The organism is Pseudomonas sp. zfem005 (assembly GCF_032621735.1).
GTDB classification, from domain to species: Bacteria; Pseudomonadota; Gammaproteobacteria; order Pseudomonadales; family Pseudomonadaceae; genus Metapseudomonas; species Metapseudomonas solani.
In genome coordinates, this window is record NZ_JAVYJE010000016.1 from 114,979 (window position 1) to 130,819 (window position 15,841).

Consider the following 15,841-nt stretch of genomic DNA (forward strand, 5'->3'; position numbering starts at 1 on the left):
TGAATTCGCCCACAAGGGGCGGCAACGGCGTGCCCCGTGTCTTCCCCTACCCCACCCCCGCCAGGCGCTTGAGGCGTTCGATCTCGGCCGCAGACTCATTGCCGCATTGGGCAGCGGCGAGGCGCATGACCGCCTGTTCCTGCCGCACCTGGAACTGCGGCAACGCATAGCAGGCGCCGATCAGCTCGCGCAGGGCCATGGGCAGGCCCCAGTGCGCCTTGAGGCGGATGGCCAGGGGTTCGGCGAAGTCGGCGAAGGCCTTCAACAGGGTGTTGTCGTCGATGCTCTGGCGGCTTTGCCGGGCCCACTCCTGAGCCTGGAAGATCACGCACATCTCGCCCAGGCGGTAGAGCAAGGCCGCCGCCTGCAGGGCACCATGGTCAAGGCCGCACTGGCGCGCGGTGCGCACCACGGTTTCGGCGAGCTGGTCGATCTCGTCGAGGTAGTTCTGCAGGAATATCTTCAGGAAGGGGTCGGTGGTGCTGCCGGCCTGGCGCAGGGCCAGGGCGGTGGCGAGGTTCATGCAGGTGCGTGCGCCCAGGCGCTTGAGCGCGTCGGGCAGGCTGGTGCAGGGCGCCTGGCCGCCGCCGTAGACGGCGCTGTTGGCAGCAGCGATGAGGTAGGCGCAGAGCGCCGGGTCGCGGTTCCAGTCCGCGGCCAGCTCCTGGAAGTCCATGGACACGCCGCGACTGGCATGCTGCAACTTGTCCTTCACATCGGAGAGCAGCGGTACATCCAGCTGCTCCGGGGTGAGGCTGCGCAGGTGCTCTTCGAAGCTGACCTGCCGCGCCTCCGGCTCCGCTGCCGTTACATCGGCAGGCAGCAGACTTTCCAGGCAGGCAAGTACCTTGGGCACATCGAAGGGCTTGGTGATGTAGGCGCTGATGCCCATGGGCCGGGCCGCCAGCACGCTTTCGCGGTCGGCGCGGCCGGTCACCACCAGCAGCGGCACGTCCTTGTCCAGCCGGCGGATCTTCTGCATCACGTCCAGCCCGGTGCCGTCCGGCAAGTTCCAGTCGACGATCACCAACTGGTAGCGGTTCGGTTGCCAGGCGTCGATGGCGGCCTGCACCGAGGCGAAGCATTCGATTTCAGCGCCGGAGCGGATGCTCAGGACCAATTGTTCCAGCAGATTGGCAATCCACGGATCGTCGTCAACTATCTGAACCCTCATCTGCAACCCTCGTCGTTGCGCCATCGGGACGATGCCAAGACGTGGCTCCCCAACCCCGGCAAAAGAATAGAACAGCCTCGCCGGTACTGCCCGGCCGCATCCCCGACCAGTTGGTTGGGCGATGCATAAAGGCCTCTGCAACGGCCAGCGTTGCCTATAGTGAGTGCGTATCGACGCGCAACCTGAGCTGCGCCTTCCGTGCCGCGATCCAACCCTGCGGACCGCACCCGGTGGGTGGCGGCCAGGCCGTGCCAGGCGTCGGGCCGGACAACCCCCTAATGAGATGTCGAATGGTGTTAAAGCGAATCGCTACCGCCGACCTGCAGCTTGGCATGTACGTACAGGAATTCTGCGGGTCCTGGATGGACCACCCCTTCTTCCGCGCCAAGTTCGTGGTCAAGACCGAGAAGGACCTGCAACGCATCCGCAGCAGCGAGATCGCTGAGGTGTGGATCGACACCAGCAAGGGCAAGGACGTGGCCGAGCACCTGCCTAGCCGCACGGTGGCGGAAGTAGAGGCCGAGATCGACGAGCGCCTGGCCGCCGCCGAGCGCAAGCCACCCCTGCGCCCCACCAGCCTGGAGGACGAGGTGGCGCGTGCCGCCGAGCTTTGCGCACGCTCGAAGGAGGCGGTGGTGTCGATGTTCGGCGATGCGCGCATGGGCAAGGCCATCGACGTCGAAAACGCCCAGGGGCTGGTGGAGGAGATCGCCGATTCGGTGCTGCGCTGTCCCAACGCGCTGATCAGCCTGGCGCGCCTGAAGTCCGCGGACGAATACACCTACATGCACTCGGTGGCGGTCTGTGCGCTGATGATCGCCCTCGCCCGCCAGCTCGGCCTGGCCGAGGCCCAGGTGCGCGAGGCGGGCATGGCCGGGCTGCTGCACGACATCGGCAAGATGGCCGTGCCCATGGATGTACTGAACAAGCCGGGCAAGCTCACCGACAGCGAGTTCGAGCAGGTGCGCAGCCATCCGGAGGCAGGTGCGCAGATACTCCTGCACAGCGGCCAGGTCAGCGCCCTGGTACTGGACGTGTGCCTGCACCACCACGAGAAGGTCGACGGCACGGGCTACCCGCATCGCCTGCAGAGCGACCAGATCAGCCTGCTGGCGAAGATGGGCGCGGTCTGCGACGTGTACGACGCGATCACCTCCGACCGCCCCTACAAGCGCGGCTGGGACCCGGCCGAATCGGTCCGCCGCATGGCCGAGTGGAGCAAGTCGCACTTCGACGAGGCAGTGTTCCAGGCCTTCGTCAAATCCATCGGCATCTATCCCACCGGTTCGCTGGTGCGCCTGGACAGCGGGCGCCTCGGCGTGGTGCTCGAACAACATCCGAAATCCCTGACCATGCCGCGGGTCAAGGTGTTCTATTCCGTGCGCATGAAGGCGGCCATCCCGGTGGAGGTGATCGACCTGGCCAAGCTCGCCGGGCGCGACAAGATCGTCGCGCGGGAGTCCTCCGCCGACTGGCCGTTCAAGAACCTCGACGAGCTCTGGTCGGGCATCTCCGACGTGCGCCGCACCCGCGCCGGGGAGGGGCAACGCTGACACGGCGCTTGTACGGACGGCGGCGCTGCTGTTCCATGTGCGCTCCCGAACCTGCAAGGACGACCCCATGTACCGCCTGGACTGGCTGCGCAACCACATGCAGCACAGCGACACCTATGCCTGCTGGCTGCACCAGCAATTCGCCTATGAGTTCGCCGACCAGCCGCTGGACGCCTGGCAGCGCGAGTTCGCCGAGGGCCAGCGCAGCGGCGAATGGCAGTGCCTGGTGGCGCTGGACGGCGAGCACCTGCTCGGCGGCGCGGCCCTGGCCGAGGACGACCTGCCCGGCCGCGACGACCTGGGCCCCTGGCTGGCCTGCGTGTTCACCACCCCCGAGGCGCGTGGCCAGGGGATCGCCGAACGCCTGATCGAAGGCATCTGCGAACAGGCCCGCAGCCAGGGCCATGGGCGCCTCTACCTGCACACCCAGGACCGCGCCGACTACTACGCCCGCCGGGGCTGGGTGCCGCTGGAGCGCTTCCAGGCCTGGGGCGCCGAGCACACCCTGATGTGGCGTGCCCTGCAACCCGATGCCCTGGACGGTGCCGCCTGAGCCGGTGAACCCTGCCCGCGAAAAAGAGTCAGAGCGGCTCCATGGTGCCCGGCGCAATGGCCGGGCAAAATGCCGCCCACGTGATCAATGGAGTGTTCCAATGCGTTTCCTCGCCAGCCTCGCGCTGCCCCTGTTCGCCGCCAACCTGGCGGTCGCCGCCCCCAAACCCCTGCCGCAGCTGGAGGCCTATGAAGGGCTGCAAGCCTGGCTGGTGCCGGTGGAACCGCTGCGCATCAGCGACCACGTCTGGCAGATCGGCACTGCCAGCATCAGCGCCCTGCTGGTGAAAACCGACGCCGGCGCGGTGCTCATCGACGGCGGCATGCCCCAGGTGGCCGACCACCTGCTGGCCAATATGAAGAAGCTCGGCGTGCAGCCCCAGGACCTGCGCCTGATCCTCCACAGCCACGCCCACATCGACCACGTCGGCCCGCTGGCGGCGATCAAGCGCGCCACCGGCGCCGTGCTGGTGAGCAACGCCGAATCCGCCGTGCTGCTGCAACGCGGCGGCGCCGACGACATCCACTTCGGCAGCGGCATGCTCTTCGCCCCGCTGACGCCCGAGCGCCTGGTGCAGGACGGCGAGGCGGTGACCCTGGGCGACACCACCTTCACCGTGCATTTCACCCCGGGCCACACCCCGGGCAGCATGAGCTGGACCTGGACCGACACCCAGGACGGCAAGCCCCTGCGCATCGCCTACGCCGACAGCCTCAGCGCGCCGGGCTACCAACTGCGCGACAACGCCCGCTACCCCCACCTGGTCGACGCCTTCCGTGCCAGCTTCGCCGCCGTCCGCGCCCTGCCCTGCGACCTGCTGCTGACACCCCACGCCGAAGGCAGCGGCTGGGACTACACCAACGCCGAAAAGCCGCACCCGGCCCCGGTGAGCTGCAAGGCCTATGCGGACAAAGCCGAGCAGAAGCTCGACCAGATGCTCGCCGAGCAGGCAAAGTCGCGCTGACAGCCAACCCACTGGGAGCCCGGATATGGCCAGCAAAGACGAGATCGCCCGCTTCATCGGCGACGCCTTCCCGCAGACGCGCGTGGTGATCGAGGCCGTGGGCCCGATGAGTGCCACCGTGTCGCTGCAAGTGGACGACAGCGACCTGCGCCCCGGCGGCACCGTATCCGGCCCCCCCCTCATGGCCGTGGCCGATGTCGCGCTCTATGTCGCCGTGCTGGGGCAAATCGGCATCGTGCCGCTGGCGGTCACCACCAGCCTGACCATCAACTTCCTGCGCCGCCCGGAAGGCGGCCGCCGGGTGATCGGCGAATGCCGGCTGATGAAGCTGGGCAAGACCCTGGCCATGGGCGAGGTCTCCCTCTACTCCGAAGGCCTCGACGACCCGGTGGCCCATGTGGTCGGCACCTACGCCATCCCCCCGGAACACCTGCGTTGACCGCAAAACCGTAGGTTGGCGCCGAGCGCAGCGAGGCCCAACGGTGCAAGGCCGAACCCCGCTGCGTTGGGCCTCGTACCTCGGCCCAACCTACGATCCATGGCAGCAAACGGATTGGCGAAACGCCCCGCCCCTCAATCCGCCAGCCACACCTCGCGCACCTGGCCATTGTCGATATAGAGCACACGGGTCGCGGACTCGAAGGTGAACAGCGCCAGCGCCGGATGGGCGAGGGTCACCGCCTCGGTGCATGGCGCATCTGCCTTGCCCGCCCCCTTGCCGCAAGCGGTCGGGTAGTGCCCCGGCGCCTGGGTCGCAAGGCCTACCCGGGCGATCTCGGTGCCGGTGCTGACGATATGCGGCACCTGCCGTTCGCTCGACAGCGCGAGGGCCACGGCGAACTCGCCGTCACCCGCCGCACTGGCCAGCAGGCGCGCGGAATCCTCCTGGCCATCGCCATCGAAGTCCCCTACGGCGCGGGTGTAGCCGCTCGCTTCCTGCTTGCGCAGTGCCTCGTCCGCCGTGCCGGCGAAGAAGCCCGGCGATACCTCGACCCACTGTTTTTCTGCGGCGCCGGCCTGGAGGCCGGAAGCGAGCAGAAACCCCATTACGGCAAGACGAACTTCATTGTTCAGGAGCATGCGATCCTCCGATCACATCGGGTTGGCGGCAGTTCAGAAAGGCTGACGAAGCAGCGAAAGATGCATGTTAGAGCGGTTTTATGACTCTATCCTGACGAGTGCGACAGGATGAAGCGATTTCGATCGACAGTCCGGGAAACTCATTCGCGCCGATGAACCGGCACCTTGGTCGCATTGACCGTCGCCGCGTGGCCGCGCTTGTATGGGCGGCATAACAACGACCACCCGACGCTACGGGACCCGCCCATGACTGCACCCGCCACCGGCCTTGCCACCACCCGAGGCTCCACGCTGCTGCTCACCGCCCTGGCCATGCTCGCCTTCGCCGGCAACTCCGTGCTGTGCCGCCTCGCCCTCAAGCACACCGGCATCGATGCCCCCAGCTTCACCGTGCTGCGCATCGCCAGCGGCGCGCTGATGCTGTGGTTCCTGCTCAAGTGGCGCAACGCCGGCAAGCCCATGGCGGGCAGCTGGCCCGGGGCCCTGGCGCTGGTGGTGTACGCGGCGGGCTTTTCCCTGGCCTATATCCACCTGGACACCGGCACCGGCGCGCTGCTGCTGTTCGGCGCGGTGCAGCTGAGCATGCTGCTGTACGGCTTCGTGCGTGGCGAACGCCTGGGCCTGCAGGGTGTGGCCGGCCTGCTGCTGGCCATCGCCGGGCTGCTGGTGCTGCTGTTGCCGGGCGCCAGCGCGCCGCCCCTGGGCAGCGCGCTGCTGATGCTGATGGCGGGGTTCGCCTGGGCGGTGTATTCGCTGCTGGGCAAGGGCTCCGGTGACCCGCTGGCGGCCACCACCGGCAACTTCGTGCGCGGCATCCCCCTGGCCCTGGCCTGCGCCCTGCCCTTTCTCCAGGGCCTGCATTTCGACCCCGCTGGCGCCGGCTTCGCCCTGCTTTCCGGCGCCGTCGCCTCGGGCATGGGCTACGCCATCTGGTATGCGGCGGTAGCACGGCTGGCATCGATCCAGGCCGCCACGGTGCAACTCAGCGTGCCGATCCTCGCGGCGGCGGCGGGCATCCTGTTTCTCGGCGAGGCGCTGACCCTGCCCCTGGCGATCGCCTCTCTGGCAGTACTCGGGGGTGTGGGGCTGGTATTGAGCAGCAAGATGAAGCACTGACCGCCGTTGCAGCTTTCAGTCGCCTGTCAGTGGTTTGCCGTCTCGCTATAGCGAAAGGCTTACAAGAGGCGGATGGATTCTCCTCTTTTTGGCTTTGTCTGACAGCCCTATCCTACACACATGACTGAAGCGCAGGACGCGCTAGGTCAGGGAAGATCGACCAACGCCAGGATGGCAGCCGACAGGATGTCGGACGGTCTGGAAAAAGCCCGCTTCGGCGGGCTTTTTGCTTTTCTGCGTTTCGGTTTTCAGGCGTGCCGCAGCCGACCACTCCGCCGACCTTGGTCGGGCTGGAAGGATGCGCCGCCGAAGGGGATCATGGGCACCTCTCCCCGCAGCCTGGAGCCTTTCGATGAGCTGGTCCGCCGCGCAATACCGGAAGTTCGAAGACGAGCGCAACCGCCCCATCCACGACCTGCTGGCGCAGGTGCCCGAGCGCCCCGTGGCCCGGGCGGTCGACCTGGGCTGCGGCCCGGGCAACTCCACTGAGTTCCTGCTGCAACGCTTCCCCGAGGCGCAGGTGACCGGCCTGGACAGCTCCGACGACATGATCGAGGCCGCGCGCAAACGCCTGCCGGGCGTGGACTTCCAGGTGGGTGACATCGCCAGCTGGAGCGGCGCCGAACCGGTGGACCTGATCCTCGCCAACGCCTCGCTGCAATGGGTGCCGGACCACGCGCGCCTACTCCCGGCCCTGCTGGAAAAGCTCGCCCCGGGTGGCAGCCTGGCCGTGCAGATGCCCGACAACCTGGACGAACCGGCCCACCGGCTGATGCGCGAGATCGCCGCCGAAGGCCCCTGGACCGAGCGCCTGGCGGAAGCCCACCGCGCCCGCGGCAGCCGCCAGCCGGCGCAGTGGTATTTCAGCGTGCTGCGGGACGCGGGCGCGCAGGTGAACCTGTGGCGCACCGTCTACCACCACCAGCTGGCAGGCGGCCCGAGGGCCATAGTGGAGTGGTTCAAGGGCAGCGGCCTGCGTCCGTTCCTGGCGCCGCTGTCGGCAGCGGAGCAAGAGGAATACCTGGCGCGTTACGAGGCGGCGCTGGCCGGAGCCTACCCGGGCTATGCCGACGGCACCGTGCTGCTGCCCTTCCCCCGATTGTTCTTCGTCGCCACGCGATGAATCGCAGGTAGAAGCGAATTCATTCGCGATGGCGCATCCGACACCCCGCAGCCAAGTGCCGGCGGTGAGCCTTTCGCGGCTGAAGCCGCTCCCACAGGGGGTGCGACATCGCCGATGTGCGACAGAGCCTGCAGAGCTGCGGAAACACCAAAAACGTCGCCGAGGCAGCCAGCGCAAGGCAGAAACAGGCGAAAAAGCGGAGTTTACGTTCTGTAAATGAGCATTTTTAGCCTGTTTCTAACGCAGCGATGGCAACGCAGGCAGTTTTTTCAGGGGATCATCGCGAAGCCGACGCCAAAGCGGTTCCAGGCATTGATGGTGGCGATGGCCAGGGTCAGGTTGGCGACCTCGGCGTCGCTGAAGTGCTCGCGCAGGGCCTCGTACTGGTGTTGCGGAGCGTGGTGGATGGAGAGCTGGGTGAGGCTTTCCGTCCAGGCCATGGCGGCGCGTTCGCGTTCGGTGAAGAAGCGGGTTTCCTCCCACACGCTGAGAGTCTGCAGGCGGGCTTCGGTTTCGCCGGCCTTGCGCGCGTCATTGGCGTGCTTGTTCACACAGTAGGCGCAGCCGTTGAGTTGCGAGGCGCGCAGGCGCACCAGTTCCAGCAGCGAGTCTTCCAGGCCCGTGCTGGCCATGGCCTGCTCCAGGGCGACCATCGCCCTGTAGGCGTCGGGGGAGGCCTTGGCCCATTCGATGCGGTTGTTCATGTCGATCTCCAATCAAGTGGCGTAGCGGGAATGGGCGCTAGGTTAGCCCTGCGCCGGCGATGGCCCGATAGCCAATTGCGGGAGATTTGCGGTGACCAATCGAAGGGGGTGGTGAAACGACGGAGGGAGAAAGCAAACGCCGCCCGATGCGCCCGCGAGCTGGGCGTCGAGCGGCGTAGCGCAGCAGCTCAACCGGCCACGGCGTGGCGGCTGCCACCGTCGCGGCGGATGGCGCGGCGGGCGAACAGGGTCTTGGCGGCGGTGACCTGGATCGGCCCGCCGGTGAAGGTCGGCAGCTCGCCACGGACCCATTGGTTGCCCTCGCCCTTCCAGCTGACTTCACCGGCGGCCAGCTTGATGTCGCGGGTGAGTTCGCGGATCAGGCAGCGCACCCGCTGCTGGCAGAACACTGCATCGCTGTCGATGGCCTTGCGCAGTGTGGGGCGGTCCTTGCGGTCCAGGCTCAGCAGGAGCTTGCCGTCCGGGCGCGGTTTGATGGAAACGGTGTAGCCGGGAAAGGCGTCGAAGAATTCTTTGATGGCGATCTGCATTGTTGTCACTCCAGTCCGGTTCATTGCCGCAACAACAATTGCACCGGGCATGCCAGCTTTCCCGATTGGAAAAACTCCTTTTTATTCAACGAGTTGAAAAACATTGATATCAGGCTGTCATTTGCAGGATGCACGGGCGGCCCGGAACGGCGCGGCATTCTGCAAGCCCTCAGCCCTCACGCAGGCAGCGGGCGAAGAGCTGCTGGATAGGCAGGTTGCGCTGCCCGTGGCGGGTGAGCAGGAGGATGCGCCGCTGGAAGGTCAGCTCGCCCAGGCGGATGACGCGGATGGCCGCCTCGCGCTCCAGCCACAGCCCTGCCTCGGGGATCAGCGACACCCCCAGCCCTGCCTCGACCATGCGCACGATGGCGTCGAGCTCGTCCAACTCCAGCGCCACCTGCACCTCCAGGCGCTGCCGGCGCAGGAAGCGAGTCACCTGCCGGCCGCCGAACGAGGTGCGGTCGTAACGCACCAGCGGCTGGTTGGCGAGTATCTGCAGCGGGTCATCGCCTTCCAGACCACGGGGCACGATGAGCACGAAATCCTCCTCGCGCAGCACCTCGGCGTGGAGCTCCTTGGGCAGCTCGAACGGCGGCTCGATGAGGATCGCCAGGTCCAGCTCGCCGGCATCCACCTGGTTCAGCAGGTTCAGCGAGACGCCGGGAATCAGCTTGGGCTCGACCCGGGGCGCCGCCTCGCGCAGGCGCAGCAGCGCGGCGGCCAGCAGGCCGGTCTGCACCGTGGCGATGGCGCCGATGCGCAGCTCGCCGCTGAACTGCTCGGCCGCCTCGGGGGTGGCCATGCGCGCGAAGATGTCCAGCATCTCCCGCGCCATGGGCAGCGCGCGGTGGCCGGCGGCGTTGAGGATGGCCTGGCGCCCGGTGCGGTCGAACAGGCGCACGCCGAGGGCGTTTTCGAGGTTGCGGATCTGCGCGCTGACCGCCGACTGGGTCAGGCCGATGTGCATCCCGGCGGCGGCGAAGGTGCCGTGGCGGGCGACGGCGATGAAGGTACGGAGTTCGCGCAGCATGGCGTGGCCTCTGATCGAAATTATTCGTGCTCGGCACAAATTATCCCGACTTTCCATCGACAATCCCATCTCTAGAATGGGCCGGAAACCACCACGAGGCAGCGTGCCATGAGTCTTTCCCCGTTCCACCTGGCCATTCCCGTCTACGACCTGGCCGCCGCCCGGCACTTCTACGGCGAGGTGTTCGGCCTCGCCGAGGGCCGCTCCAGCGAGCACTGGGTGGATTTCGACTTCTTCGGCCACCAGCTGGTGATCCACGAACACCCGAAGACCGCCAGCCAGGAAGCCGCCCACACCAATGCGGTGGACGGCCACGACGTGCCGGTGCCGCACTTCGGCGTGGTGCTGGGCTGGGCTGAATGGGAGGCGCTGGCCGAACGCCTGCGCGGGCTGGGCACATCGTTCGTGATCGAACCCTACGTGCGCTTCAAGGGCCAGGTGGGCGAGCAGGCCACAATGTTCCTCTTCGACCCCTGCGGCAATGCGCTGGAGTTCAAGGCGTTCAAGGACATGGGGCAGCTGTTCGCCAAGTGACGGCCAGACGATGGCCGCCTAGGTTGCGCTCGGCGCGGTGCTGTCCTCTTCGGGCAGCTCGCGGGAGAGCAGCGCCTTGATGGTGTTGGCGTGGCGCTGTTCGTCCTGCAGCACCGCCTGGAAGCGGCGCAGCCAGGTGTCGTCGCCGCTGGCGGCCATCAGGGTCACCAGGGTTTCCCAGGCGGCCTGTTCCCCCAGTTCGTAGATGAGCATGGCGTGCAGGCACTGCGACATGCTGTTGTGCGGCTGGGCCAGCACCTGGGCCACGCGCTGGGCGGCGATGCCCCAGTTGCGCGGGTGTTCGGCGAGGGCGGTGCGGGCACGCACGCCGACCCGCTCCAGCGCTTCGATCAGGGTCCAGACGTGGGCGAGTTCTTCGTCGCGGATCTGCCGGAAGGTGGCCACCAGCTCGGCGCGGTAGCCGTCGTGGTGCATGGCGCGCTCCAGCAGCATGTCGTAGAGCTGCACGCAGATGCTTTCGGAGAGCACCGCTTCCTCAAGCTTGGCGATGAACAACCGCGAGTCGCTGCGGACCATGGCTTCGAAGGCTTGCTCGCCCCGGCTGCGCCAGCCGTCCTCGATCTGCAGGTCCAGCTGCTCGGGGCTCTGGCCGATGATGCCGGCCTGGGTGAGTTCACTGGGGGTGGCGCGTCCTGACATGACACTGGGCATTGTTATTCTCCTCTCGTGACCCGGCCGGTGCTTGCCTGATTACCGGCCTTGGTCATGGGAAAATCTGCCCTGCGGGAGGTTCAAGGAGTTTTCACCCGGGATGACCGGATGGCGTGCACCTCAGCGCGCCATGCAGCGCCGGTAGCGCTCATCCACACGCTGGGCGAACCAGGCGGTGGTGAGCTTGCGGGTGATCTTCGGGCTCTGCAGGGTGATGCCCGGCAGCACCGCACGGGGCAGCGTGCGCCCGGCGCCCTTCTCGGCCAGGGCGTAGACCTTCTCGTACAGCTCGCTTTCGGCGAAGTCCGGCCCGTCGCCCTGCTCCAACGCGCGACGGATGGCACCGTCGCCCATGTCCAGGCGCCGCCCCAGGGTGCGCACCGCCTTTTCCGTGGAGCCGGCGTCGCGGCTGCCGTGGATGATCAGGTCGCCATCCAGCGCCAGGGGGATGCCGCTGGCCAGGCTCACCGCCTGCTGGAAGGCGGCGTTGCGACTGGCGTACCAGCCGGCGTTGAAGTCGGCGAAGCGGTACAGCGGCTCGGGGTAGTCCGCCTCGTAGCCCAGCAGGTGGGCGATGCCGAAGTACAGGCCACCGCGGCGGGTGAACACCTCGTCGCGCACGCTGCCGGTGGTCGTATAGGGGTAGTTCTCGGCGTGCTGCTGGGCGAAGGCGATGCTGACTTGCATGGGACCGCCGGTGTGCACCGGGTTAAAGGTGCCGAACAGCTGGCGGCCGAGGGGCACCATGCCGATGAAGTCGTCGAAGATCACGCTCAGCTGGCGCTCGGTGCGCACGGCGGCGAGGCGCTGGGCGTAGGTCTTGCCGGTGGGCGAGCGGATGTCCAGCGCCGAATCCACCAGGAAGCCCGGCAGGTGCAGGCGCGCGGCGCGGCGGTCGATCTCCTGGCGGGCGATCTTCGCCAGGCCCGGCACCGCCGGGTCGGCCTGGTAGGTGGACTCCTGCTCGGTCACCGCCAGCACCGCGCAGAAGTTGCCCTTCACCGTGGCCAGCTCCTGGGCGGTGAAGGCCACCTGGATGTCGGTGGCCCAGCCCTGGCGGTCCACCACGTTGCTGGGAATCAGCCGCGCCACCTGGGCACGCACTTCGGCCGGGGTGAGCTGCGGGCCTTCCTGGCTGCGCTGGCTGCCGCAACCGGCCAGCAACAGCACGGCGACGAAAATGAGGCTGGCGGGGGCGAGATTCATGGGGGCTCCGGCGGCGGTAAACGAAACGGCATGGCGCAACTTCGACAGGCGTGCAGTGAAGCTGTTCAACCGACATGCCGGCAACCCGTGCGCTAAGGCGCGCGCCTCTGTAGAGTCGCCTCATCCACGCAAGGAGCTGCTGCATGACTGACGATTGGGATTTCTATTTTGCACAGGTCGACGACCGCCCCGCTTCCATCTACGTCGACCTCGGCGCGGTGCGCGAAGTGCCGCTGGAGCACCTGCCGTTCATGGCTTACGTGCGCCTGCACATGCGTACGCCACGGGACGATGGACTCTCCAGCCAGGAGGAGTTCGACCGGCTGATCGAGATCGAGGACCAGCTGACCGCGCGCCTGCTCAATGAAGGCTGCGCCTACCTGGGCCGCTACACCGGCAACGGCCTGCGCGATTTCTTCTTCTACGTGGGCGACGAGACGCTCTGGCACGAGCGGGTCGCCGCCGTGCTGGAGGCCTTCCCAGAATACGAGTACGAATCCGGCACCCAGGAAGACCCGGAATGGTCGACCTACTTCGACTTCCTCTTCCCGCCCGCCGAGGACCAGCAGCGCATCAGCAACCGCCGCCTGTGCGCGGTGCTGGAGAGCAACGGCGACACGCTGGAAGCCCCGCGCGAGATCGACCACTGGTTCTACCTGCCCGACGAGGCCCGGGGCGAAGCGCTGATCGCCGAAGCGGCCACCCTCGGCTTCACCCTGCGCGATCGCGGCTGGACCGAAGACGAGGATGCCTACCGGGTGCAGCTGTGGCGCGAGGACATCCCCCAGCCGGGCACCATCGATGAACTGACACTGGCGCTGCTGGCCCTGGCCCTGTCCTTCGACGGCGATTACGACGGCTGGGAGACGGTGCTGGTGACGGACGAGCCGACAACCTTGCATTGAGGTCGGGATGGTTGATGGGGCCGCTATGCGGCCCTTTTCGCGAATGAATTCGCTCCCACCGTTAGGGGCGCAATAGAAGCGGGCGAATGAATTGGCTCTGTCGGCGTTAGCTGTTGTGGTTTTAATGCAGGCGCTCAAGCACGGCCATTTCCGGGCGCCCAAGGGTTTGTGCCACCTCCACCGCATGGGTTTCGCTCCGCTCTACCCATCCTACGAAAGTCCGTGCGCACCACGTGGTGATGCGTTGGACGAAGAAAGTTGGAGCAGCCGCCAACGCCCCTCCAGGAGGCCGAACGCAGTCGTTGCGCCGGGGGACGAGCGGCATGGATGCCGCGAGAGGCGCGCCAGGCCATGGATGGCCCATCGCGCCGGCCCCCAGAGCGGCGATGGAGTGAGGGAACCCCGGCGAAGCCGGGGCCGGATGATGGGGCAAGCCCTTTTGGTTCCTTTTCTGGCGACTGAGAAAAGGGACTCGCCCGGGTGGGCGAAACCAGAAGCATCACCAGAACTCGGCAATCAGCTGGGTCCAAATCTTCTAGCAACACTTAACGCAGACAGAGCCAATGAATTCGCCCCTACAGGTTGCCTGGGGCTCGCCGGAAGCACCGTGCGGCAGTGCGCACGCACACCCTACGGCACGCGTTCATCCTGTCGAATCCTCGGTTCGAATCGTTACGGCGAAGCGGGCGAATGAATTCGCCCCTACAGGCCTCCGATTTCCTCGATGCTGATTTCGCGCATGCGGAATTTCTGGATCTTGCCAGTGACGGTCATGGGGAATTCGCTGACGAAGCGGAAGTGCCGCGGGACCTTGAAGTGGGCGATGCGGGCGCGGGCCCAGTCGCGCAGTGCTTCCGCCGTGGCGTCGTGGCCGGGGTGCAGCTGGACCCAGGCCACCAGCTCCTCGCCGTAGCGGCTGCAGGGGATGCCGATCACCTGGACGTCGGCCACCGCCGGGTGGGTGAAGAAGAATTCCTCCACCTCGCGCGGATAGATGTTCTCGCCGCCGCGAATGATCATGTCCTTGCTGCGCCCGACGATGCGCACGTAGCCCTCCTCGTCCATGGCCGCCAGGTCGCCGGTGTGCATCCAGCGCCCGGGGTCGATAGCGTCCGTCGTCGCCAGCGGGTTGTTCCAGTAGCCGAGCATCACGCTGTAGCCCCGGGTGCACAGCTCGCCGATCTGCCCACGGGGGACGATGCGGCCGTCGGCGTCGACGATCTTGCTTTCCAGTTGCGGCTGGGTGCGGCCGACGGTGGTGACGCGCAGCTCGAGGCCGTCATCGGGGCCGGTCTGCAGGGAGACCGGGCTGGTCTCGGTCATGCCGTAGGCGATCTGCACCTCGGCCATGTGCATCTCGTCGATCACCCGGCGCATCACTTCGATGGGGCAGGTGGCGCCGGCCATGATCCCGGTGCGCAGGCTGGAGAGGTCGAATTCGTGGCGCCGGGGGTGGTCCAGCTCGGCGATGAACATGGTGGGCACGCCGTAGAGCGCGGTGGCCTTTTCCTCGGCCACGGCGGCCAAGGTGGCCAGCGGATCGAAGGCGTCGCCCGGGTAGATCATGGTGCTGCCGTGGGTCAGGCAACCGAGGTTGCCCATGACCATGCCGAAGCAGTGGTAGAGCGGCACCGGGATCACCAGGCGGTCGTGCTCGGTGAGGCCCAGGCTCTCGCCGACCATGTAGCCGTTGTTGAGGATGTTGTAGTGGCTGAGGGTGGCGCCCTTGGGGAAGCCGGTGGTGCCGGAGGTGTACTGGATGTTGATCGGCTCGTCGAACTGCAGCTGGGCCTCGCGTTCGGCCAGGGCCTCGGAGCTCACCGCCCCCGCCGCTTGCTGCAACACGGCCCAGGGCAGGAAGCCGGCCGGTGGCTCGGCGGCCAGGCTGACCACGCCGCGCAGCTCCGGCAGCTTGTCACTGGCGAGCGTGCCCGGCTCGCCGTCGGCCAGGGCCGGGACCAGTTCCAGCAGCATGGCGTGGTAGTCGGAGGTCTTGAAGGCGTCGGCGCAGATCACCCAGCGGCAGCCGGACTGCTTGAGGGCGTATTCCAGCTCGCTGCTGCGGTAGGCCGGGTTGATGTTGACCAGGATGGCGCCGACCTTGGCGCTGGCGAACTGGGTGATGGTCCATTCGGCGCAGTTGGGCGCCCAGATGCCGAGGCGATCGCCCGCTTCCAGGCCGATGGCCATGAGCGCGCGGGCGTGGCGTTCCACTTCCGCCGCCAGTTGCGCCCAGGTCAGGCGCAGGCCCTGGTGGCGCACCACCAGCGCTTCGCGCTCGGGGAAACGCGCCACGGTGGCGTCGAAGGCGGCGCCCAGGGTCATGGCCAGCAATGGCTTGTCCTGGCGCCCTCGGATGTAGCTGGGGTGATTCATGGCTTTCCCTTCTTGTGCTTATTGGGACAGACGCAGAACCGACTGCCGCTGCCAGGCAGGCAACGCGGGGTGCCGGTCATATTTAACCTTTACGTAAACGTTAAGCCAGGGTCGGGGATGGCTCCGTTGGTCGTAGAGGCGTTGCGCCATGTCGGCCGCAACGCCCTGCCCTCTTACCCTAGGGTCTGTACCAAAAGTCGTCGAGCGACGGTCAGGCGAGGCAAAAACGGGTGAGGAAGCGGAGTTTACGAGCTGTAAATGAGCATTCCGAACCCGCTTTTAACGAAGCATCACCGAGCG

At 67.0% G+C, this 15,841-nt stretch carries 16 protein-coding genes; 8 read left to right on the forward strand and 8 right to left on the reverse strand.

Annotation, left to right across the window (positions count from 1 at the left end; translation table 11 throughout):
* Positions 1–46 precede the first annotated feature (46 nt).
* Positions 47–1,174: a response regulator gene (locus RTW82_RS28780; RefSeq protein WP_316927230.1), complete on the reverse strand. Its 1,128-nt coding sequence runs from the start codon at positions 1,172–1,174 to the stop codon at positions 47–49.
* 293 nt (positions 1,175–1,467) lie between these two features.
* On the opposite strand from RTW82_RS28780, the gene RTW82_RS28785 reads away from it, so the two are divergent.
* From RTW82_RS28785 to RTW82_RS28800, 4 genes are all read left to right on the forward strand, one after another.
* Entirely contained in the window at positions 1,468–2,727 is a 1,260-nt protein-coding gene (locus RTW82_RS28785) for an HD-GYP domain-containing protein (protein WP_316927252.1), read from the forward strand.
* A 67-nt stretch (positions 2,728–2,794) separates the two neighbouring features.
* On the forward strand, positions 2,795–3,280 hold the full coding sequence (locus RTW82_RS28790; RefSeq protein WP_316927231.1) for a GNAT family N-acetyltransferase: 486 nt from the start codon (positions 2,795–2,797) through the stop codon (positions 3,278–3,280).
* 100 nt (positions 3,281–3,380) lie between these two features.
* A complete protein-coding gene (locus RTW82_RS28795; protein WP_043245728.1) occupies positions 3,381–4,244 on the forward strand; it encodes a subclass B3 metallo-beta-lactamase PAM-1 in 864 nt (287 codons plus the stop codon).
* A gap of 25 nt (positions 4,245–4,269) precedes the next feature.
* Positions 4,270–4,683, forward strand: a complete 414-nt coding sequence (locus tag RTW82_RS28800; protein ID WP_316927232.1) for a PaaI family thioesterase — start codon at positions 4,270–4,272, stop codon at positions 4,681–4,683.
* 134 nt (positions 4,684–4,817) lie between these two features.
* Here the strand turns inward: RTW82_RS28800 and RTW82_RS28805 are convergent, their stop codons facing one another.
* Positions 4,818–5,324 carry a hypothetical protein gene (locus RTW82_RS28805; RefSeq protein ID WP_316927233.1) on the reverse strand — a complete coding sequence of 169 codons (507 nt, stop codon included), beginning with the start codon at positions 5,322–5,324 and terminating at the stop codon, positions 4,818–4,820.
* Between the two features lie 246 nt (positions 5,325–5,570).
* Between RTW82_RS28805 and RTW82_RS28810 the strand changes: the two genes are divergently transcribed.
* On the forward strand, positions 5,571–6,440 hold the full coding sequence (locus tag RTW82_RS28810; protein ID WP_021218097.1) for a DMT family transporter: 870 nt from the start codon (positions 5,571–5,573) through the stop codon (positions 6,438–6,440).
* A gap of 352 nt (positions 6,441–6,792) precedes the next feature.
* Complete coding sequence (gene tam, locus RTW82_RS28815; protein ID WP_316927234.1) at positions 6,793–7,563, forward strand: trans-aconitate 2-methyltransferase; 771 nt, start codon at positions 6,793–6,795, stop codon at positions 7,561–7,563.
* Positions 7,564–7,832: 269 nt separating this feature from the next.
* On the opposite strand, the gene RTW82_RS28820 is transcribed toward tam, so the two are convergent.
* From RTW82_RS28820 to RTW82_RS28830, 3 genes are all read right to left on the reverse strand, one after another.
* A complete protein-coding gene (locus RTW82_RS28820) occupies positions 7,833–8,267 on the reverse strand; it encodes a carboxymuconolactone decarboxylase family protein (RefSeq protein ID WP_316927235.1) in 435 nt (144 codons plus the stop codon).
* A 188-nt stretch (positions 8,268–8,455) separates the two neighbouring features.
* Positions 8,456–8,818 (reverse strand): DUF3509 domain-containing protein, encoded by a 363-nt coding sequence (locus RTW82_RS28825; protein ID WP_043245722.1) that lies wholly within the window; start codon positions 8,816–8,818, stop codon positions 8,456–8,458.
* Between the two features lie 169 nt (positions 8,819–8,987).
* Positions 8,988–9,848, reverse strand: coding sequence for a LysR family transcriptional regulator (locus RTW82_RS28830; protein ID WP_316927236.1), 861 nt, complete (start codon positions 9,846–9,848; stop codon positions 8,988–8,990).
* Positions 9,849–9,956: 108 nt separating this feature from the next.
* Here RTW82_RS28830 and RTW82_RS28835 point away from each other — a divergent pair, with 108 nt between their 5' ends.
* A complete protein-coding gene (locus RTW82_RS28835) occupies positions 9,957–10,382 on the forward strand; it encodes a VOC family protein (protein ID WP_316927237.1) in 426 nt (141 codons plus the stop codon).
* An 18-nt stretch (positions 10,383–10,400) separates the two neighbouring features.
* Here RTW82_RS28835 and RTW82_RS28840 read toward each other — a convergent pair whose 3' ends face one another.
* Both RTW82_RS28840 and RTW82_RS28845 read right to left on the reverse strand, forming a co-directional pair.
* Entirely contained in the window at positions 10,401–11,054 is a 654-nt protein-coding gene (locus RTW82_RS28840) for a ferritin-like domain-containing protein (protein ID WP_263404151.1), read from the reverse strand.
* Between the two features lie 120 nt (positions 11,055–11,174).
* Complete coding sequence (locus RTW82_RS28845; RefSeq protein WP_316927238.1) at positions 11,175–12,260, reverse strand: DUF1615 domain-containing protein; 1,086 nt, start codon at positions 12,258–12,260, stop codon at positions 11,175–11,177.
* Between the two features lie 143 nt (positions 12,261–12,403).
* On the opposite strand from RTW82_RS28845, the gene RTW82_RS28850 reads away from it, so the two are divergent.
* A complete protein-coding gene (locus RTW82_RS28850; RefSeq protein WP_316927239.1) occupies positions 12,404–13,165 on the forward strand; it encodes a DUF695 domain-containing protein in 762 nt (253 codons plus the stop codon).
* 702 nt (positions 13,166–13,867) lie between these two features.
* Here the strand turns inward: RTW82_RS28850 and RTW82_RS28855 are convergent.
* On the reverse strand, positions 13,868–15,541 hold the full coding sequence (locus RTW82_RS28855) for an AMP-binding protein (protein ID WP_316927240.1): 1,674 nt from the start codon (positions 15,539–15,541) through the stop codon (positions 13,868–13,870).
* Between the last annotated feature and the right edge of the window lie 300 nt (positions 15,542–15,841).